The following is a 16,602-nucleotide window of genomic DNA, read 5'->3' as shown; positions in this document are numbered from 1 at the left end:
GCAGCGACTCTTCTCAACCGCCCTGTCGCACCCATGTGGTGACGCTGTGCCGTGCCTGTGAGTGCGGCTCCCGGACGGCCGCGGGGGCGGGCGCGGACGAGGACTGCCGCGGGACCGGCGCAAGCACGGGCAGACCTGCCGGCAGACGCACCGTGAACACGGTCCGCCCGGGTTCGCTGCCGACGGTGACGGCCCCGCCGTGCGCGGCCGTCACGGCCTGCACGATCGCCAGGCCCAGACCGGTCGAGCCGGTGGCACGGGAGCGCGCGCTGTCCCCGCGCGCGAACCGCTCGAAGACATGCGGCAGCAACCGCGGCGGAATGCCCGGCCCGTCGTCCTGCACGTCCACGCACAGCCACGGCCCGTCTCGCCGGACGCGCGCGGTGACGGTCGTACCGGGCGGGGTGTGGGTGCGCGCGTTGGCCAGCAGATTGACCAGCACCTGCTGGAGGCGTGCCGCGTCCGCCGACACCGGCGCGGGCTCGTCGGGCAGGTCGAGCCGCCAGGTGTGGTCCCGCCCGGCCGCCCGGGCGTCGCTGACGGTGTCCACGACCAGCGGTACGAGATCGGTGCGCTCGAACCGCAGCGGCCGCCCCGCGTCGAGGCGGGCGAGCAGCAGCAGGTCCTCCACCAGGAGCGTCATCCGCCCGGCCTCGGACTCGATGCGGCCCAGGGCGTGCCGGGTGTCCGGCCCGACCTGCTCCCGTCCCCGGCGGGTGAGCTCGGCGTACCCGCGGATGGAGGCGAGGGGTGTCCTCAGCTCGTGGCCGGCGTCCGCGACGAACTGCCGTACCCGTGTCTCGCTCTGCTGCCGGGCGTGCAGCGCGCCGTGGATGTGGTCGAGCATCCGGTTGAGGGCGGCGCCGACCTGGCCGACCTCGGTGTGCGGGTCGGTCTCCGACTCCGGGACGCGTTCGCTGAGGTTCACCTCGCCGGTGTGCAGGGGCAGTTCGGAGACCCGGGTGGCGGTGGCGGCGACCTTGCGCAGCGGCCGCACGGCGACCCCGACGATGGCCGCTCCGGCGAGGGAGGCCGCGACGAGACCGGCGGCGGTGACGCTGATCTCGACGAGGACGAGGGCGTTGATGGTGCTGTCGACCTCGGAGGTCGGGATCGCCACGTAGTAGGCGCCGTTGGGGCCGGTCACGTACTGGACCCGGTATCCGCCCAGACCGGGGATGTCCGCGGTGTGCATGCGGCCGTCCCGGGAGACGGAGCCGAGAGCGCGGGTCTGGGCCTGGCTGAGCGACTCCGCGTTCAGCCATGGAACGTTGTTGTCGTCGTTGGCCTTCTTGCCGACCCTGGCGTCGGTGACGGAGCCGTCCTCGACCGCCGCCACGATCGTGCCCTGCGGCTGCGGGCCCTTGGTGACGAACTGGGTGAGGTCGATCTCCTTGCCCGTCGGCGGCACGGGGGCGTGGTCGCTGTCCCGGTGGGCGCCGGGCGGCATGAAGCCGGACGCCCGCGCGGCGACCTCCTTGAGCCTCCCGTCCAGCTGTTCGTACAGATGCGACCGCAGCGCCAGCGTCGTCACCGTGCCGATCACCGCGCACACCACGGCGATCAGCACCACGGACGCGACGACGAGCCGAGTGCGCAGCGTGCGCGGCTGTCGAACTCGTCGCTTCTGCTGCTGCGTACGGGGCCGTCGCCGTCCGCTCATGACACGGCGGGCTTGATCAGGTAACCGGCGCCGCGCCGGGTGTGGATCATCGGCTCGCGACCGGCGTCGATCTTCCGGCGCAGATAGGAGATGTAGAGCTCGACGACGTTGGCCTGCCCGCCGAAGTCGTACGACCACACGCGGTCCAGGATCTGCGCCTTGCTGAGCACGCGCCGCGGGTTGCGCATGAGGAAGCGCAGCAGTTCGAACTCGGTGGCCGTGAGGTGGATGTTCTGCCCGCCCCGGGACACCTCGTGGCTGTCCTCGTCGAGCATCAGGTCACCGACCACCAGCACCGAGTCGGAGCGCCGGTCGGCGGCGCCCGAGCGGCGTATCAGCCCGCGCAGCCGCGCCACGACCTCCTCCAGGCTGAACGGCTTCGTGACGTAGTCGTCGCCGCCCGCCGTCAGCCCGGCGATACGGTCCTCGACGGCGTCCTTGGCGGTGAGGAAGAGGACGGGCACGTCCGGCAGCTCGCGGCGCAGCCGCCCCAGGACGGTGAGTCCGTCCATGTCGGGCAGCATCATGTCGAGGACGACGGCGTCGGGCCGGAACTCGCGTGCGGTCTGGACGGCGGCCTGTCCGTCCCCGGCGCTGCGGATCTGCCAGCCCTCGTATCGCAGGGCCATGGAGAGCAGTTCGCTGATCGACTGCTCGTCGTCCACCACAAGCACCCGGACGGGGCTCCCGTCCGGCCTGAGCAGTTCGGTGCGCCCCTGGGGCGAGATCGTGGTCATGGAGGCAACCCTGTCGGCCGCCTCTGAGAGCGCGCTTGGGCAAGTCTGTGATTTCCCTGAGAAACGCTCAGGCGTCTCTCGGGGCCGACCGGTGGGCCTCTCAGGAACGGTCCCGGTCCAGGCCGAACAGCCGCGCACCGTTGTCGTGGCAGACCGCGCTCAGCCAGTCGTCGCCGAGGTCCAGCCGTTCCAGGGCGTGCAGTTGGTGGACGTAGGGATAGGGGATGTTGGGGAAGTCCGAGCCGAGCAGGATCCGGTCGCCGAGACCGGCCAGCCGGGGCAGTGCGCGGCGCGGGAACGGGGCGAACCGTTCACTGAAGTCGGTGAACGCCATGGTGGTGTCCAGCCGCACCTCCGGGTACCGCTCGGCGAGGTCGAGGAAGTCCTCGTACTCGGGCATGCCCAGGTGGGCGACGACCAGCCGCAGCCGGGGGTGGCGGGCGAGCACGCGGGCGATCGGCTCCGGCCCGGTGTGCTTGCCGGGCGCGGGCCCCGACCCGCAGTGGATCACCACGGGGACGCCGGCTTCGGCGAGCAACCCCCAGGCGGCATCGAGGAGTTCGTCGGCGGGGTCGTACGCCCCGACCTGGACGTGCGCCTTGAAGACGCGCGCGCCCGCCTCGACCGCCTCCTGGACGTAGGTGTGCACGCCGTCCTCGGGAAAGAGGGTCGAGGTGTGCAGGCAGTCGGGGGTGCGGCGGGCGAACTCGGCCGCCCAGCCGTTCAGCCACCGGGCCATGCCGGGCTTGTGCGGGTAGAGCATGGCGGTGAAGGCCCGCACCCCGAACTCTCGTAGTCGGGCGACCCGTTGCCGCTCCTCCTCCCGGTAGGCGATCGGCCACTCGATGCCTCCGGTGAGCGGCCCGAGCGCGTCGAAGTACGCCCAGACCTTGCGCAGCACCCGCTCGGGCATGAAGTGGGTGTGCACGTCGACGAGCCCCCGCACCCCGGTCCGCTCCCGGAAGCGCCGCACTTCCCCGCTCTCCGCGGCACCCGCAAAGCCCCCGGAGGAACCGGGATCCGCGGGGCCCGCGTCCCGCACGTGATCACTCATACGGCCCACGATCGCCCCGGACCCCACACCGCGTCCACCCCGCCCTCAGAACAACCCGTCCTGCACCCCCCTGGCCTCCCTCGCCTCCTTCAAGGGCCGCACCGGCACGCTCGAGGCACCCCGCCCGGCCGGCCCGAGCTCCCACCCGCTCATCAGCCGCGTATCGAGCACCACGACCCCGCGCTCGGTGGCCAGATGCAGGTCCGGCCCGGCGGCGGCGACCAGCTCACCGCTCACGGTCCCGCCCGCGACGAGCTCACTCACCTCGCCGACGGCGGCAAGCACCCCGTCCAGACCGAACACGGCCACGTGATCGACGGGCCGGAACGGCGCCCGCTCCAGCGACTCCGGCCAGCCACCGAGTGTGGCGGCTCTTCGGTGCAGTTCCTCGATCTCAGCGGCCCGCTCGGCGGGACTCGCCGGCAGCCTGGACCGCACGGCCCGCTTCTCGGCGTACGGAATCCGGTCGGGCACCCTGAGCGCGGCGCGCAGCAGCTCCTCCGTCCGGCGCGCGGCCATCAACGGGCCGGCACCGAGCCAGCTGAAGCAGACGGCGCCCTGCTCCAGCAGCCGCGCCGGCCCCCGCTCGACCGCCGTGATCCCGACCTTGGTCATCCCGGCACCGAACCAGGCCAGATATACGTGATACGCCCGCCGGTCGTCCGCGATCGTGTCCGCGGCCACCGAGTGCGCCCGCTCCAGCCGCGCGCACCCCTCGCACCGAGCCCCCGTACTCCGCCCCGGCACGACCGCCCGGACCGGACACACATGCCCCCGCGCCCCCACACATGTCCGCACTCCCCCTTCCACGACCCCGAAGGCCACCCGCTTCCCCCACGTCAGCGCACTGGACCGCCCGCCCTCCCACACCAGCACGGGCCCGCCGGCCACCCACCGCAACCCCGAGCACTTCCACACCTGCCCCATCCCTCACGAGGCTACGACCCCCCACTGACAACGCCCCGTCACCCGCCCGACGCACAAGGCGCCGGATCTCTCCGGGGCCGGTCGGCCGCTCCTCGCAGTGCTCGCATCACAGGACCCTGTAAGACAACTTCCCCCGCTGACATGGGAAGAGGAACAATCAATATGGCGGTACACCACCCGCAGCCCGTTACCCGTGAAGGGCAATTAAAGCGATTGGAGCGTCATCGGAGTGACATCGGTCGGCAATGGCTTTGGCGGGCCTGCCGTACCTGCTCAGGATGAGGCGATTCGCTGGTTGGCGGGATACACCGGCAGTGCCACACGGCTCGGCTCCCAGCGTCAAGGCGCTGCTTACCGTCGTGGCGCTCGGAAAGAAAGCCCCCGCCCCTGACGAGGCCCCTCCTGCTGCTGCTCACCCTGTTCAGGCTGGGTCATCCTCACTGGCATTCCGGACACCAGAAGACCGGCCGACGGACTGGCCGCTCCTTCATTCCTGCTTCGCGGCATGAGAGTGAAAGCTGGGCACACCCTGAAATGGACGACGCCAACCGGGCATATACCTGCTGTTTCCACGACAAAAAGGCTTAGGCCTGTTGTCGCCAGAGAAAGGAGCGCATGGAGTGAAACAAAAGCGCAGGGTTGCCGCGTCGCTGGCTGCCGCAGTCGCCATGACGTTCGTCGGGGTCGGAACAGCACAGGCTGCCAAGCAGCCCGGGGCAGCAGACGGCATGACCGCCCGCGCAGGCATCGCATCCGCCGGCGGGTGCGACTACGACCACGACCACAACTGCCCGAAGCCCCCGCCGGTGCCAAAGGGCTGCTTCGACATCGACTCGGTCATTCACGGGGTGACCAAGTACGTCTCGGTGGTATGCAACGGGCGGGTGTTCGTCCTGGCGGTGGCTGAGGAGCCTGATGGGCCGCATGCCATTGCACCAGGGTGGGTGGCGACCGGCGGTCCGTCCAACGTAATCGACGCGACAGTGGCGGAGCACGGTGACAACGTGTATGTCACCGTGCTGACTGCGCAAGGACAGGTGCAGGAGGGCACGTGCGACGTGGGGCCGGGGGAGCCGGGTCCGGGCAACCCGATCACGATGTGCGATTTCGCGCCGCCGTTCACCCGGCCTCCGGGGACCTGACCAGCCGGTCCATGTAGCAGCTGTGCCTCGCACAGCAGCAGTCTCCGTGGACACCGTGCCCGGCAGCCGCCCGACCCCCTTCCCCACAGGGGAGGGGGTTGAGGCCGTGTCGGTTGCGACGAGGTTGGCGGAATGACTGCGGAACGGCTTTGGCCGATGGCCTGCCCGATCTAGGGTCGAGCCATGGGCCGCGGCGGTTGACGCGGTCACCGCGCTCCGCTGCTGTACGCGCCTGAAACGCCAGAGGCCCCGGATCACTCCGGGGCCTCTGGTCTGTGCGCACTCGGCAGGATTCGAACCTGCAACCTTCTGATCCGTAGTCAGATGCTCTATCCGTTAAGCTACGAGTGCTTGTTCTGTTTTTCGTCTTCGCTTTCGGTCCTTCCGGCCCGCTCGCGGCGACAGGAAGAACATTACATGACTGCCGCCGTCATGTGAAATCCATTCCCCACACCCCTTGTGACCTGCGGAAACATGGTTCGGGGCGGAAGCGGGCGGGGACACGGGGACGGTGGGGCGTTGATCCACACGGTCCGACCCGTACGACCCGTACGACCCGTACGAGCCGTACGACGAAGCCCCGGTCCAGTGGACCGGGGCTTCGGTGATCTTGAGCGGAGGCGGAGGGATTTGAACCCTCGATGGGCTTTAAGGCCCAAACCGCATTAGCAGTGCGGCGCCATAGACCGGACTAGGCGACGCCTCCAGCACAACCGCTCACGCGAGCGCGCGAGTGGTGCGTGCAGATGATGACACACACGAGCGGGGCGTCACCAATCGCCCCCCACGGTACTAGGCAGGCGGGGCCCAGGGCAAAGTCCTTGCCGTGGCGTCGCGAGGCCGGCGTCGCCGGGTCCGCGACGCGGGGCGCAACGTCCCGGGGCCCGGCGCGTTAGTCCGGGCATGGTGCAGCTCAGCTCACGCTCCCCGCACCGCCCGTTGCGGCGGCTGCTGCTCGGGGCCTCTGCCTCCGCCGTCGCGCTCACCGCGCTGTCCGCCCTGCCCGCCGCCGCCTCGGCCGGCGCGCCGCCGCCCGTCCGGGACGAGGACCGGGCCGGCGATCACCTCACCGTCACCGTGCGGCACGCCGGTGGCGGGAGGGACGGGACGTTCGAGCTGTACTGCCATCCCGGCGGTGGGAGCCATCCGGACGTGCGGGGCGCGTGCGGGGTGCTCGACCGGAGCACGCGCTGGGGCCGTGACACCTTCGCCCCCGTGCCGCGGGACAGCGTCTGCACCATGCAGTACGGCGGGCCGGCCACCGCCCACATCACCGGGACCTGGGCCGGACGGCCTGTCGACGCGACGTACGACCGCGGCAACGGCTGCGAGATCGGCCGCTGGGACCGGCTCGTGCCGCTCCTGCCCGACCTCGGTTCCTTCGGTTACTGAGGTCCTGCGGCCCGGATCCCGGAGTCGGTGAGAGTCGTGATTCCGCAGTCGGTGAAGGTCGTGCGGAGGTCGTGCGCAGCGGAATCGTACGGTCACCGGTTCGACGTCACTTCCTCGTGCGACCTCCCTCTCATCCGGCGTCGCCGCCGCAACCTCAGCGCATAGACTCGCTCGCGTGACACGCCGCGGGCCGGTTGGCAAGATGACCCCCGCGGTCGGCAAGGTGCGGTAACAGGGAGGAAGCGTCTCGTGAGCAGCAGGCCATCCCGAGGCGCTGCTCGCCTCGCTGCCATACTCGACGCCCTGCCCGACGCCTTGGTGCTGGTCAACGCCAACGGCACCGTCGTCAACGCCAACACCATCGCCCTGGAGGCCTTCGAGACGCCGGGCACGGCCCTGGTGGGGCGCGGGCTGCTCGATCTGCTGCCGCAGTTCGACTCCAAACTGATCCCCGGCTCCATGCGCCGCCCCGACCACATCGACCCGCGCGGGCGGACCAAGCCGACCCGGATGACGGCGCGGCGTACGGACGGCACCGAGTTCCCCGTCGAGGTCACGAGCGCGCATCTGGAGAACGGCCAGCAGGCCTACGACGGCTCCGGCTACACCGGCGCCGAGCTGCTGATGCTGGTCGTGCGCGACCTGTCCGGAACCGTCGACACCGAGGCGGAGCTGGCCCGTTCGCAGCGGCAGACCGAGATGATCCTGCGGGCCGCCGCCGAGGGCGTCGTGGGCACCGACACCGACGGGCGGATCGTGCTCGTCAACCCCGCCGCCGCCCAGATCCTTGGCTATCGGGCCGGTGAGCTCGGCGGCCGCGAGCTGCACACCCTCGTGCTGCACTCGCGCGCCGACGGCTCACCCTTCCCGTACGAGGAGTCGCCGCTCTCCGACACCCTGCGCTCCGGCCGCAAGCACCGGGTGCGCGGGCAGGTGCTGTGGTCCAAGGCCGGGGAGAAGGTCCCCGTCGACCTGACCACCGCACCCGTGCGCGACGGCGACCAGCTCGTCGGCGCCGTCATGACCTTCACCGACCGTCGCCCCTACGACGCGCTCGCCGAGGAGAAGGCCACCGCCGAGCAGCGGCACGCCGAGGAGCTCGAACAGCTCGCCGAGGAGCACGCCTCCGAGCTCACCGCCCTGCGCCAGCAGCACGTCACCGAGATCGAGGAGCTCACCGAGCGGCACGCGGAGGAACTCGCCGCGAACGAGGAGCGGTACGCCGCGCTCGGGGAGCGGGAGAAGGACCGCTACGAGGCGCTGGCCGCCCGCCACGAGCAGCTGCTGACCCTGCTGGGCGGCTCCCTGCGCGGCCCCCTCGACGAACTGCGCCGCGAGCTGGCCGCCCTCGCCGCCGACGACGCCGGCCAGCTGTGGCCCGAGGCCAACCAGGTGCTGCACCACCTGTCGGCCGGTTACTCGCGCATCACCACCCTCATCGACAACGTCCTCTCCTACCAGCGCATCGACGTCGGCAGCGAGCAGATCACCCGGACCAAGGCCATGCTCGACGCCGTCGTGGCCGCCGGCGTGGACGGGGCCGTGGAACTCGTCGGGCCCGGGCGGGTGCAGTTCGCCGTGCACGCGCCGCCCATCGAGGCCGAGGTCGACTCGCGGCGGCTCGCCACCGCGCTCGCGCATCTCGTCGCGGACGTCGCCGGTGTCGACGCGACCGGCAACGCGCCCGTGTCGGCGGGCGGTTACATGGACAACACCGTGGTGGTGGCGGCGGCCCAGCGCGGCGAGGTGGTACGGATCGAGGTGCGCGGGCCGTACGCCGGGGGAGACCCGGTGCACCAGCCGATCGTGCGCGGGATCGTCCGGGCGCACGGCGGAGTGCTGCAGACCCACGAAGTGCCCGGCATGAGCGGCAGCGCCTACGTCCTCGAGGTGCCCATCGGGGGCGGCGCCGGGGCCGTGGCCCACGACCACCACGGCCAGGCGGGGGTCGCGGCTGCCGTCGCGGACACGGGAGCCGGGATGGAGCTGGAGCCGGCGGCGAACTCGGGGCCGGAGACAGGGCCGGTGCCCGGTGGAGGGGTCTCGGCGGAGGTCGCCGTGCACACCGTGCCCGCACAGGCCTCCGGTGGTGGACGGCGTCGGGCCCGACGGGCGTCCACGGACGCGTTCCTGGAGGGCGACGGCGAGGGCGACGCATCCGCTTCCGGTGGGCGGACCGCGCCTACCGGGCGGCGCAGGAGGCGTCCGGCCGAGGAGCCCGCGCCGGTCCCTGCCCGGGGTCAGGCTCAGGGTTCGGCCCAGGGAGCCGAGGTGTCCAGCGGCACGGGCCGACGGCGCGGACGGCCCGCCGAGGACGCCGCCGTGGCCGAGGGCGCCGTGGTCACGGCGGCCGAGCACGCGGCGGGAGCGGCGGCCTCCGGTTCCGGCCTGGGCGGCACGGTGCCGCCGCAGGGCATGCCCGCGCCCAGCGGGCGGCGGGCCCGGCGCGAGTCCGGTGCACCCCACGCTCTTCCGCCCGCGCTGCCCGTGGCGCCGGATGCCGCGGCCGGCCCCGCCGCTTCCGCCGGTTCCACCGACGGTTCCGCCTCCGCGCCTGCCCAGCAGCCGACCGGGCGACGGCGACGTGCCCTCGCGGCGGCGACCGAGCGTGCCGCCGCCCAGGAGGCGGCTTCTCGTACGGTCTTCGCCCTGCCGCCCGCCGACGTGGACCGGCCGGCGTCCGAGTCCGCGCCGACGCCCATGTCCGTGCCCACGCCGGCGGCGCAGGGGCCGGGAGTGCCGCAGCAGGTTCAGATTCCGGAGCAGGCCGCCCATCCCGGAGCGGGTGCCGGAGCCGGTGCCGACGCGGGGCAGCACGACGCCGTGGCCGCCGGGCAGGCCGACGACCACACGCCCCCGCAGCCCCATCCCGCGAACGCGCCGACCGGGCGACGGCGGCGGGCGGTGGCCCAGCCGCCGGAGCCCGCGGCAGCGGCCGCCGCGACACCGGCGCAGGGCGCGCCCGCGCAGGGAACTCAGGGAACGCCCGGACACGGCGTGCCCGCGCAGGGTGGTCCGGTGGTGCAGGGCCTTCCCGGGCAGCCGGCCGGAGCGCAGCAGTCTCCGGCGCAGGCGTCTGCCCAGGGCCCGCTGGTCCAGGAACAGGCCGCCACCGGCCGGCCGCTCCCGGCCGAGGCCGCCCCCGTGCACGGCACCCAGACAGCGGGCACCCCGGCACCCGGCACCCCGGCCCAGGGCTTCCCCGCCCAATCCCCCCTTGCCGCACAGCAGACCCCCGCAGCCGGTACACCGGCCCCGCAGCCGTGGCCCGGCACCGGTGACGTTTCCGGCCCGGGCGTCCCCGTACCGCCGAACGGTTCCGCCGCGCCCGTACCGCCGAACGGTGCCGCGGCCGTCGTACCGCCGCCGGGTGGGCCGGCCACTCCGGCCCGCCCGAACGGGGCGGGCGCCCCCCTGCCCCCGAACGCCTCCGGTACGCCGCCCCAGGGCACCCCGGCCCACGGCACGGTCCCCGGCACCCCGCTGCCGCCCGAGCAGACCGCCGGACAGCCCGTCGCCCAAGCCCCTCAGGCCCCGCAAGCCGCACAGGCCTCCGGGGGGCCGGTCGCTTCGCCCGTCCCCGGTGACGGTGTTCCGCGGGCGGCTCAGCCGCTGCCGGCCGAGGCCGCCGTGGCGGGCGACCCGAACTCCACCCAGGGCCGGTCGATCAGTGTGCGGACGCTCGGACAGGGCGTGCCGTTCAGCCGTCAGGCCGCCCAGGTGCAGCAGCCGTCGGCCACCCCGCCCCCGCACACGCCAGGCGGTTCAGGCCGCCGCCGCAAGCTGGGCACACCCCCGGACCCGGCCACCGCACGCCCCGAGCAGCGGCCCGAGCAGACGGGGCGCCCGCACCCGTCTGCCGAGCAGGCGGCCCCGGCGCAGCCGTCCCTGGGCGGTTCTCCCGTGGGCCCGGCCCCCGCGGCCTCTGCCGCACCGGCGGTGCCCGGAGCCCCGGCGCAGCCGTCGCCGCCCCCCGGGCAGCCCCGGCTCGCGCAGACCACCGAGGGCGCCGGACGGTCGTACGCCATAGGAGCCCCGGACGAGAACGCCGCCGAGGGACCCGAGCCGCTGGACGGCCCCGGCGGTGCCGTCGAGGTCGCGGACATGCCGCGCCCGCAGCCGATGGACGACGAACTGCCGCCGGAGCCGCTCGACAACCCGCGTCGGCTGCTGGTCTGGCCGGCCCCGGACGCCACCACCCAGCAGGCGCTGAGCGACCGCGGCTACCGGCCGGTGATCGTGCACTCGCGCGAGGAGGTCGACGCGCAGATCGCGGCCTTCCCGGCAGCGCTCTTCGTCGATCCGCTGACCGGACCGATCACGCGCACCGCGCTGCAGTCGCTGCGGCAGGCGGCGGTCGCCGCGGAGGTGCCCGTGCTGGTCACGGCCGGGCTCGGACAGGCGACCCGCGAGGCGGCCTACGGCGCCGACCCCGCCGTACTACTGAAGGCGCTCGCGCCGCGCGACAGCGAGCAGCACCCGCCGCGCGTGCTGCTCGTCGAGGAGCACGCGGAGATCGCGCTGGCGCTGACCGCGACGCTGGAACGGCGTGGCATGCAGGTGGCGCGGGCCGCGAGCGACGGCGACGCGGTGACGCTGGCAGGGCAGTTCCGGCCCAATCTGGTGGTGATGGACCTGATGCAGGTGCATCGCGGCCGGGCCGGGATCCTGGACTGGCTGCGTGCGAACGGCCAGCTCAACCGCACCCCGCTCGTCGTCTACACGGCCGCCGTCGACCAGGCGGACCTGCCGCGGCTGGCCTCCGGTGAGACGGTGCTGTTCCTGGCCGAGCGGTCGACGAGCGGCGAGGTCCAGACGCGGATCGTCGATCTGCTGGCCCGCATCGGCACCAACTAGTGCCGCGGCAGGCGACGTTTACCCGTCAAGGAGCGGCGTCCGGTGCGTGCTCTCGGTGTGCCTGGCGCAAGCCCTCGTACTGGACGTACTCGGGCTTGTGCCCGGTGCGGCGAGAGGGCGTGCCGGGCGTCGCGACGGGGCGAACGTTGCCTGTTGCGGCACTGGGCACCGGCACCAGGCGCCGGCACCCGCCCCGCCAGGCGGGTCCGCCTTCGCAGGCCGCGCAGGAGGGCCCGCCCTCACAGGTCTCCCCGGAGGGCGGGCCCTGCCCCGGCGGCCGGCTGTACCAGGGCTACGGCCGCGTGACGTCTACAGCTGCGTGACGTCGAGTTCCCCGGCGGCGTACTGCCTGCGCAGCACCTTCTTGTCGAACTTGCCGACGCTGGTCTTCGGAACCGCCTCGACGATCGTCCAGCGCTCCGGGAGCTGCCACTTGGCGATCTTCCCTTCCTCGGCGAGGAAGACGCGCAGGGTCTCGAAGTCTGCGGTGGCGCCCGGCTTGAGGACGACCGTGGCCAGCGGGCGCTCGCCCCACTTGTCGTCGGGGACGGCGACGACGGCGGCCTCGGCGACGTCCGGGTGGGACATCAGGGCGTTCTCCAGGTCCACCGAGGAGATCCATTCGCCGCCGGACTTGATGACGTCCTTGGCGCGGTCGGTGAGGGTGAGGTAGCCGTCCGTACTGATCGTGCCCACGTCGCCGGTCTTCAGCCAGCCGTCCTCGCTGAACTTGTCGGCGGGGCGCAGCGGTTCGGCGTCGGGGCCGTTGTAGTAGGCCCCGGCGATCCAGGGGCCGCGGACCTCCAGCTCGCCCGCCGACTCACCGTCCCAGGGGAGGTGTTCGCCGCCGGGGCCGGTCAGCCGGGCCTCGACACCGGCGGGGAAGCGGCCCTGGGTGAGGCGGTAGCCCAACTCCTCGTCGGTGCCGACCGCGTACGCCGGCGGGCGGGCCACCGTGCCGAGCGGGGAGGTCTCCGTCATGCCCCAGGCGTGGCAGACCCGCATGCCGAGCTTGTCGAAGGCCTCCATGAGGGAGGGCGGGCAGGCCGAGCCGCCGATGGTGACTTGGGTGAGCGAGGAGACGTCACGGGGGCGGGCGGTCAGCTCGGCGAGCAGGCCCTGCCAGATGGTGGGGACGGCGGCGGCGTGCGTCGGCTTCTCGCGCTCGATCATCTCGGCGAGCGGGGCGGGCTGCAGGAACCGGTCCGGCATCAGCATGTTGACGCCGGTCATGAAGGTGGCGTGCGGCAGGCCCCAGGCGTTGACGTGGAACTGGGGGACCACGACGAGCGAGGTGTCCTGGTCGGTCAGGCCCATGGACTGGGCCATGTTGACCTGCATGGAGTGCAGGTAGATCGAACGGTGGCTGTAGACCACGCCCTTGGGGTCGCCGGTGGTACCGGAGGTGTAGCACATGGCGGCGGCCTGGCGCTCGTCGAGCTCCGGCCAGTCGTACGTGGTCGGCTTGCCGGCGATCAGGTCCTCGTACTCGTGCACCTGTGCGGGGGCGCCGTCGAGCGGGGAGCGGTCGCCGGGGCCGGAGACGACGACGTGCTCGACCGTCTTCAGCTGCGGCAGCAGCGGGGCGAGCAGCGGGATGAGGGAGCCGTTGACGATGATCACGCGGTCGGCCGCGTGGTTCACGATCCAGGCGAGCTGCTCGGCGGGCAGGCGCAGGTTGAGGGTGTGCAGCACCGCGCCCATGGAGGGGACCGCGAAGTACGCCTCGACGTGCTCGGCGTTGTTCCACATCAGGGTCGCGACCCGGTCGTCGCCGCGGACGCCGAGGTCGTCGCGCAGGGCGTTCGCCAGCTGTACCGCGCGCAGGCCCGCCTCGGCGAAGCTGCGCCGCTGCGGCTCGCCCTCCCCGGTCCAGGTGACGATCTGGGACCGTCCGTGCACCAGCGCCCCGTGGACGAGGATGCGGGTGACGGTCAGCGGTACGTCCTGCATGGTGCTCAGCACGGCGTCCTCCCGGAGCGGCATGGCCTACGCGGTAGTAGGGGTCGCGCTGATTCTGCGCACATACCACGTGGTATGTCACTAGGGGCGGACGATCGATCACGTGACCTTCTGCACGAACGCCTCCTGCCGGTGCCGGCTCGGGACCCGTCTCGGCGGGCTCGGGACCCGTTTCGGCGGGCTCGGGAGCCCGCGTCAGCAGGCCCTGGTCGCCCCGCCTCAGCGGACCAGCCCGAGCTCCGGATCCTCGCGCAGCTTGCCGAGCGCCCGGGACACCGCCGACTTCACCGTGCCCACGGAGACGCCGAGCACCTCGGCCGTCTGCACCTCGGAGAGGTCCTCGTAGTACCTGAGGACCACCATCGCCCGCTGGCGTGCGGGCAGTTTCATGATCGCCCGCCACATGGCATCGCGCAGCGCCTGCTGTTCCGCGGGGTCGGCAGCGCCCGGCGCGGGCTCCGGCTCGGGCAGCTCGTCGCATGTGAACTCGTCGACCTTGCGCTTGCGCCACTGCGACGTACGGGTGTTCACCAGCGCACGGCGGACGTAGCCGTCGAGTGCCCGGTGGTCCTCGATCCGCTCCCACGCGACGTACGTCTTGGCGAGCGCGGTCTGCAGCAGGTCCTCCGCGTCGCTCGGGTTCGCGGTCAGCGACCGGGCGGTGCGCAGCAGCACCGACTGGCGGGCCCGCACGTACGACGAGAACGACGGATACGCCAGGCTCTGCGTCGCCGCCGGTACGGCGGCGGTCGACGCGCTGGTGCAGACGGGTGTGGTCATGACTCCACGCTAGGAGCGCCGACCCCCGCGGTGTATCGCCCGCAGGTCCTGAAGCGGAGTCCCCCTCAGGTTGTAGGGGTGGGGTTGACCGCACCTCCTGAAGGTGGACGAGGGACCGGTCCGTACTGCGGGTTCACCCCTGGGTGACGTCCGGGTGATGCCCTCCGCCGGGTGCCGGAAGAACGGAGCACCCCCCCGCGCGGCGCACGGAGAACTCCCGCGCCGAGCACGGCGAACTCCCGCGCCGAGCACGGCGAACGCCTGCGCGGCGGGGCCGAAGCACCGCCGCGCAGACGTGTGTTGCGTCCCCACGAGCAGACCCATACGAGTTCAGGGCCGGCGGATCCCCAGTGTGCGCGCCGGCCCGCCCCGGCTCACCACAGGGGGGAGAAGTCGATGGCGACGTTCCTGTTGCCCTGCTGGATGGCCGTGAACGCGGAGCCGTTGACCTGGGCGGTGTTGCTCTGGTTCGAGGCGCCGTAGCCGACCGCCTGCTGCTGCGTGGTGGACGAGTTGCCGTTGTTGTTGTGGCCGACCCCGCTGCCGACGACGCCGGCGATACCCGCGTTCGATCCGTTGTCCGCGAAGGCACCGTTGTCCGCGGCCGCGATGCCGGTGAAGAGGGCCGCCGCGAGGGGGATGGCGGTGACGGCGGCGAAAACGCGGGCGGTACGGATGCTTGCCATATTGCTCCTCCAGTACGAGGTACGCACCGGCTGCCTGCCGGAGTACGTGACACTGCGTGAAGCTGCGTGAAGCTGCCTGAACTCTGAGAACTCTGAACTACGGCTGTCTCCAGGGCAGTTGGCCGACCGCCCCGGCGGCTTCTCACGACGTCGCAAGATCAGAATTGCCCACGGACCCCCGGCGAACCACCCCGGAAGCCGCGATTCGCACGCAAGCGTGAGGACAAGTCGATAAACCCCCTTCACTACCTTTCCTGCCCCACAGCCCGCACAGCGCACCGAACCGGACCCGGACCGCCCCAGCCGCTCCCAACCGCCGCAAGGGCTGAAGCGTTCCGCCAAACCCCTGACGCGAATCCCCCGAACGTCGACAAATCACCGCGCACACCCCGGCGCGCCACCCCCTCCCCCTTCCCTTCTTCGAACGTGCATACGAAACTGAAGTCATGGCCACCATCGACCGGCAGGCCACGACGCTGGCCCTCGCACACGCGCTGTCAGCCGCCGAACGCGGACTGGCCGTCATCCCCCTGTCCCGGACGAAACTCCCGGCCCTGCGCTCCCCGCACCGCGCCGACGCACCCGACCCGGCCCGGCCGCGCTGCCACGGCGAGTGCGGCCGCTTCGGCCACGGTGTGTACGACGCCTCCACCGACCCCGCCCGCATCCGCGAACTGTTCGCCGCCGCGCCCTGGGCCACCGGCTACGGCATCGCCTGCGGCCTGCCCCCGTACCACCTGATCGGCATCGACCTCGACACCAAGACCGGCACGGACGCCCCGGCGGCCCTGCGCGAGATCGCCCTGCGCCACCTGTTCACCATCCCGCCCACGGTCGTGGTCATGACCCCCAGCGGCGGCCGCCATCTGTGGCTGAGCGGACCGCCGGACGTCGTCGTCCCCAACTCGGCCGGCCGGCTGGCCCCCGGCATCGACATCCGCGGCGCCGGCGGCTACCTGGTCGGCCCCGGCTCCCGCACCGAACACGGCGTGTACGCCACCGCCCCCGGCACCGCCCACCTCGCACCCGCCCCCTGCCCACGGGCCCTGCTGAGGCTCCTCCTCCCACCGCCCCGCACACCCCGCCACCCCGCGCAGCCGACGACGGGCCGACAGGGCCAGGGCCTGGTGCAGTTCGTCCTCGCCGCGCACGCGGGCCAGCGCAACACCCGCCTGTTCTGGGCGGCCTGCCGGGCCTACGAGAACGGCATCGGCCCCGACCTCGTCGCCCCCCTGGTCGCGGCGGCCGTCGACACCGGCCTCACCGAACGGGAGGCCCGCGCCACCATCGCCTCGGCGGCCCGCCTGGCATGGCACGAGCCGTGACCCGTGGGGGCGCCGTGCCCGCACGGGTGGATCACGGGGAACCGGCACGGCCCCGCGCGAGGGACCGTGCCGGTCTT

The 16,602-nt window shown here is 72.8% G+C and carries 11 protein-coding genes and 2 tRNA genes; 4 read left to right on the top strand and 9 right to left on the bottom strand.

The features are described from left to right. Positions 1–13: 13 nt before the first annotated feature. The 4 genes from R2S09_RS02270 to R2S09_RS02255 all read right to left on the bottom strand — a co-directional run bounded on the left by R2S09_RS02270 (position 14) and on the right by R2S09_RS02255 (position 4,381). Positions 14–1,663 carry a HAMP domain-containing sensor histidine kinase gene (locus tag R2S09_RS02270; protein ID WP_316739462.1) on the bottom strand — a complete coding sequence of 550 codons (1,650 nt, stop codon included), beginning with the start codon at positions 1,661–1,663 and terminating at the stop codon, positions 14–16. Beyond that, a complete protein-coding gene (locus tag R2S09_RS02265) occupies positions 1,660–2,400 on the bottom strand; it encodes a response regulator transcription factor (protein ID WP_306190623.1) in 741 nt (246 codons plus the stop codon). The genes R2S09_RS02270 and R2S09_RS02265 overlap by 4 nt, the downstream gene beginning before the upstream one ends. 100 nt (positions 2,401–2,500) lie before the next feature. Further along, complete coding sequence (locus tag R2S09_RS02260) at positions 2,501–3,454, bottom strand: amidohydrolase family protein (RefSeq protein WP_316739458.1); 954 nt, start codon at positions 3,452–3,454, stop codon at positions 2,501–2,503. 45 nt (positions 3,455–3,499) lie between these two features. Continuing rightward, complete coding sequence (locus R2S09_RS02255) at positions 3,500–4,381, bottom strand: DUF2797 domain-containing protein (protein ID WP_316739456.1); 882 nt, start codon at positions 4,379–4,381, stop codon at positions 3,500–3,502. A gap of 620 nt (positions 4,382–5,001) precedes the next feature. Between R2S09_RS02255 and R2S09_RS02250 the strand changes: the two genes are divergently transcribed. Beyond that, the gene (locus R2S09_RS02250) at positions 5,002–5,523 is read left to right on the top strand and encodes a hypothetical protein (protein ID WP_316739455.1); all 522 of its coding nucleotides are present in this window, start codon (positions 5,002–5,004) and stop codon (positions 5,521–5,523) included. A gap of 278 nt (positions 5,524–5,801) precedes the next feature. Here the strand turns inward: R2S09_RS02250 and R2S09_RS02245 are convergent. Both R2S09_RS02245 and R2S09_RS02240 read right to left on the bottom strand, forming a co-directional pair. Continuing rightward, positions 5,802–5,874, bottom strand: a tRNA-Arg gene (locus R2S09_RS02245). Positions 5,875–6,138: 264 nt separating this feature from the next. Beyond that, positions 6,139–6,229, bottom strand: a tRNA-Ser gene (locus tag R2S09_RS02240). A 197-nt stretch (positions 6,230–6,426) separates the two neighbouring features. Between R2S09_RS02240 and R2S09_RS02235 the strand changes: the two genes are divergently transcribed. Both R2S09_RS02235 and R2S09_RS02230 read left to right on the top strand, forming a co-directional pair. After that, positions 6,427–6,915 carry an SSI family serine proteinase inhibitor gene (locus R2S09_RS02235; protein ID WP_306184455.1) on the top strand — a complete coding sequence of 163 codons (489 nt, stop codon included), beginning with the start codon at positions 6,427–6,429 and terminating at the stop codon, positions 6,913–6,915. Positions 6,916–7,164: 249 nt separating this feature from the next. Continuing rightward, positions 7,165–11,772: a PAS domain-containing protein gene (locus tag R2S09_RS02230; protein ID WP_316739453.1), complete on the top strand. Its 4,608-nt coding sequence runs from the start codon at positions 7,165–7,167 to the stop codon at positions 11,770–11,772. A 309-nt stretch (positions 11,773–12,081) separates the two neighbouring features. Here the strand turns inward: R2S09_RS02230 and R2S09_RS02225 are convergent, their stop codons facing one another. The 3 genes from R2S09_RS02225 to R2S09_RS02215 all read right to left on the bottom strand — a co-directional run bounded on the left by R2S09_RS02225 (position 12,082) and on the right by R2S09_RS02215 (position 15,200). After that, positions 12,082–13,758 (bottom strand): long-chain fatty acid--CoA ligase, encoded by a 1,677-nt coding sequence (locus R2S09_RS02225; protein ID WP_316739451.1) that lies wholly within the window; start codon positions 13,756–13,758, stop codon positions 12,082–12,084. Positions 13,759–13,953: 195 nt separating this feature from the next. After that, entirely contained in the window at positions 13,954–14,514 is a 561-nt protein-coding gene (locus R2S09_RS02220) for a SigE family RNA polymerase sigma factor (RefSeq protein WP_306184458.1), read from the bottom strand. Between the two features lie 374 nt (positions 14,515–14,888). After that, complete coding sequence (locus R2S09_RS02215; RefSeq protein WP_316739449.1) at positions 14,889–15,200, bottom strand: hypothetical protein; 312 nt, start codon at positions 15,198–15,200, stop codon at positions 14,889–14,891. A gap of 446 nt (positions 15,201–15,646) precedes the next feature. On the opposite strand from R2S09_RS02215, the gene R2S09_RS02210 reads away from it, so the two are divergent. Next, complete coding sequence (locus R2S09_RS02210) at positions 15,647–16,525, top strand: bifunctional DNA primase/polymerase (protein WP_306184460.1); 879 nt, start codon at positions 15,647–15,649, stop codon at positions 16,523–16,525. Positions 16,526–16,602 lie beyond the last annotated feature (77 nt).

The organism is Streptomyces sp. MK7, assembly GCF_032658145.1.
Lineage (GTDB): Bacteria > Actinomycetota > Actinomycetes > Streptomycetales > Streptomycetaceae > Streptomyces > Streptomyces spiralis.
The sequence above is the reverse complement of the archived record's forward strand: the minus strand, read 5'-3'. Positions and strand labels throughout refer to the sequence as shown.

Bases quoted from the DNA above. Each gene is read 5' to 3' on its own strand.
- R2S09_RS02235 (WP_306184455.1), top strand. From the start codon at position 6,427: ATGGTGCAGCTCAGCTCACGCTCCCCGCACCGCCCGTTGCGGCGGCTG.
- R2S09_RS02220 (WP_306184458.1), bottom strand. From the start codon at position 14,514: ATGACCACACCCGTCTGCACCAGCGCGTCGACCGCCGCCGTACCGGCG.
- R2S09_RS02255 (WP_316739456.1), bottom strand. From the start codon at position 4,381: ATGGGGCAGGTGTGGAAGTGCTCGGGGTTGCGGTGGGTGGCCGGCGGG.
- R2S09_RS02260 (WP_316739458.1), bottom strand. From the start codon at position 3,454: ATGAGTGATCACGTGCGGGACGCGGGCCCCGCGGATCCCGGTTCCTCC.
- R2S09_RS02270 (WP_316739462.1), bottom strand. From the start codon at position 1,663: ATGAGCGGACGGCGACGGCCCCGTACGCAGCAGCAGAAGCGACGAGTT.
- R2S09_RS02225 (WP_316739451.1), bottom strand. From the start codon at position 13,758: ATGCCGCTCCGGGAGGACGCCGTGCTGAGCACCATGCAGGACGTACCG.
- R2S09_RS02265 (WP_306190623.1), bottom strand. From the start codon at position 2,400: ATGACCACGATCTCGCCCCAGGGGCGCACCGAACTGCTCAGGCCGGAC.
- R2S09_RS02215 (WP_316739449.1), bottom strand. From the start codon at position 15,200: ATGGCAAGCATCCGTACCGCCCGCGTTTTCGCCGCCGTCACCGCCATC.
- R2S09_RS02210 (WP_306184460.1), top strand. From the start codon at position 15,647: ATGGCCACCATCGACCGGCAGGCCACGACGCTGGCCCTCGCACACGCG.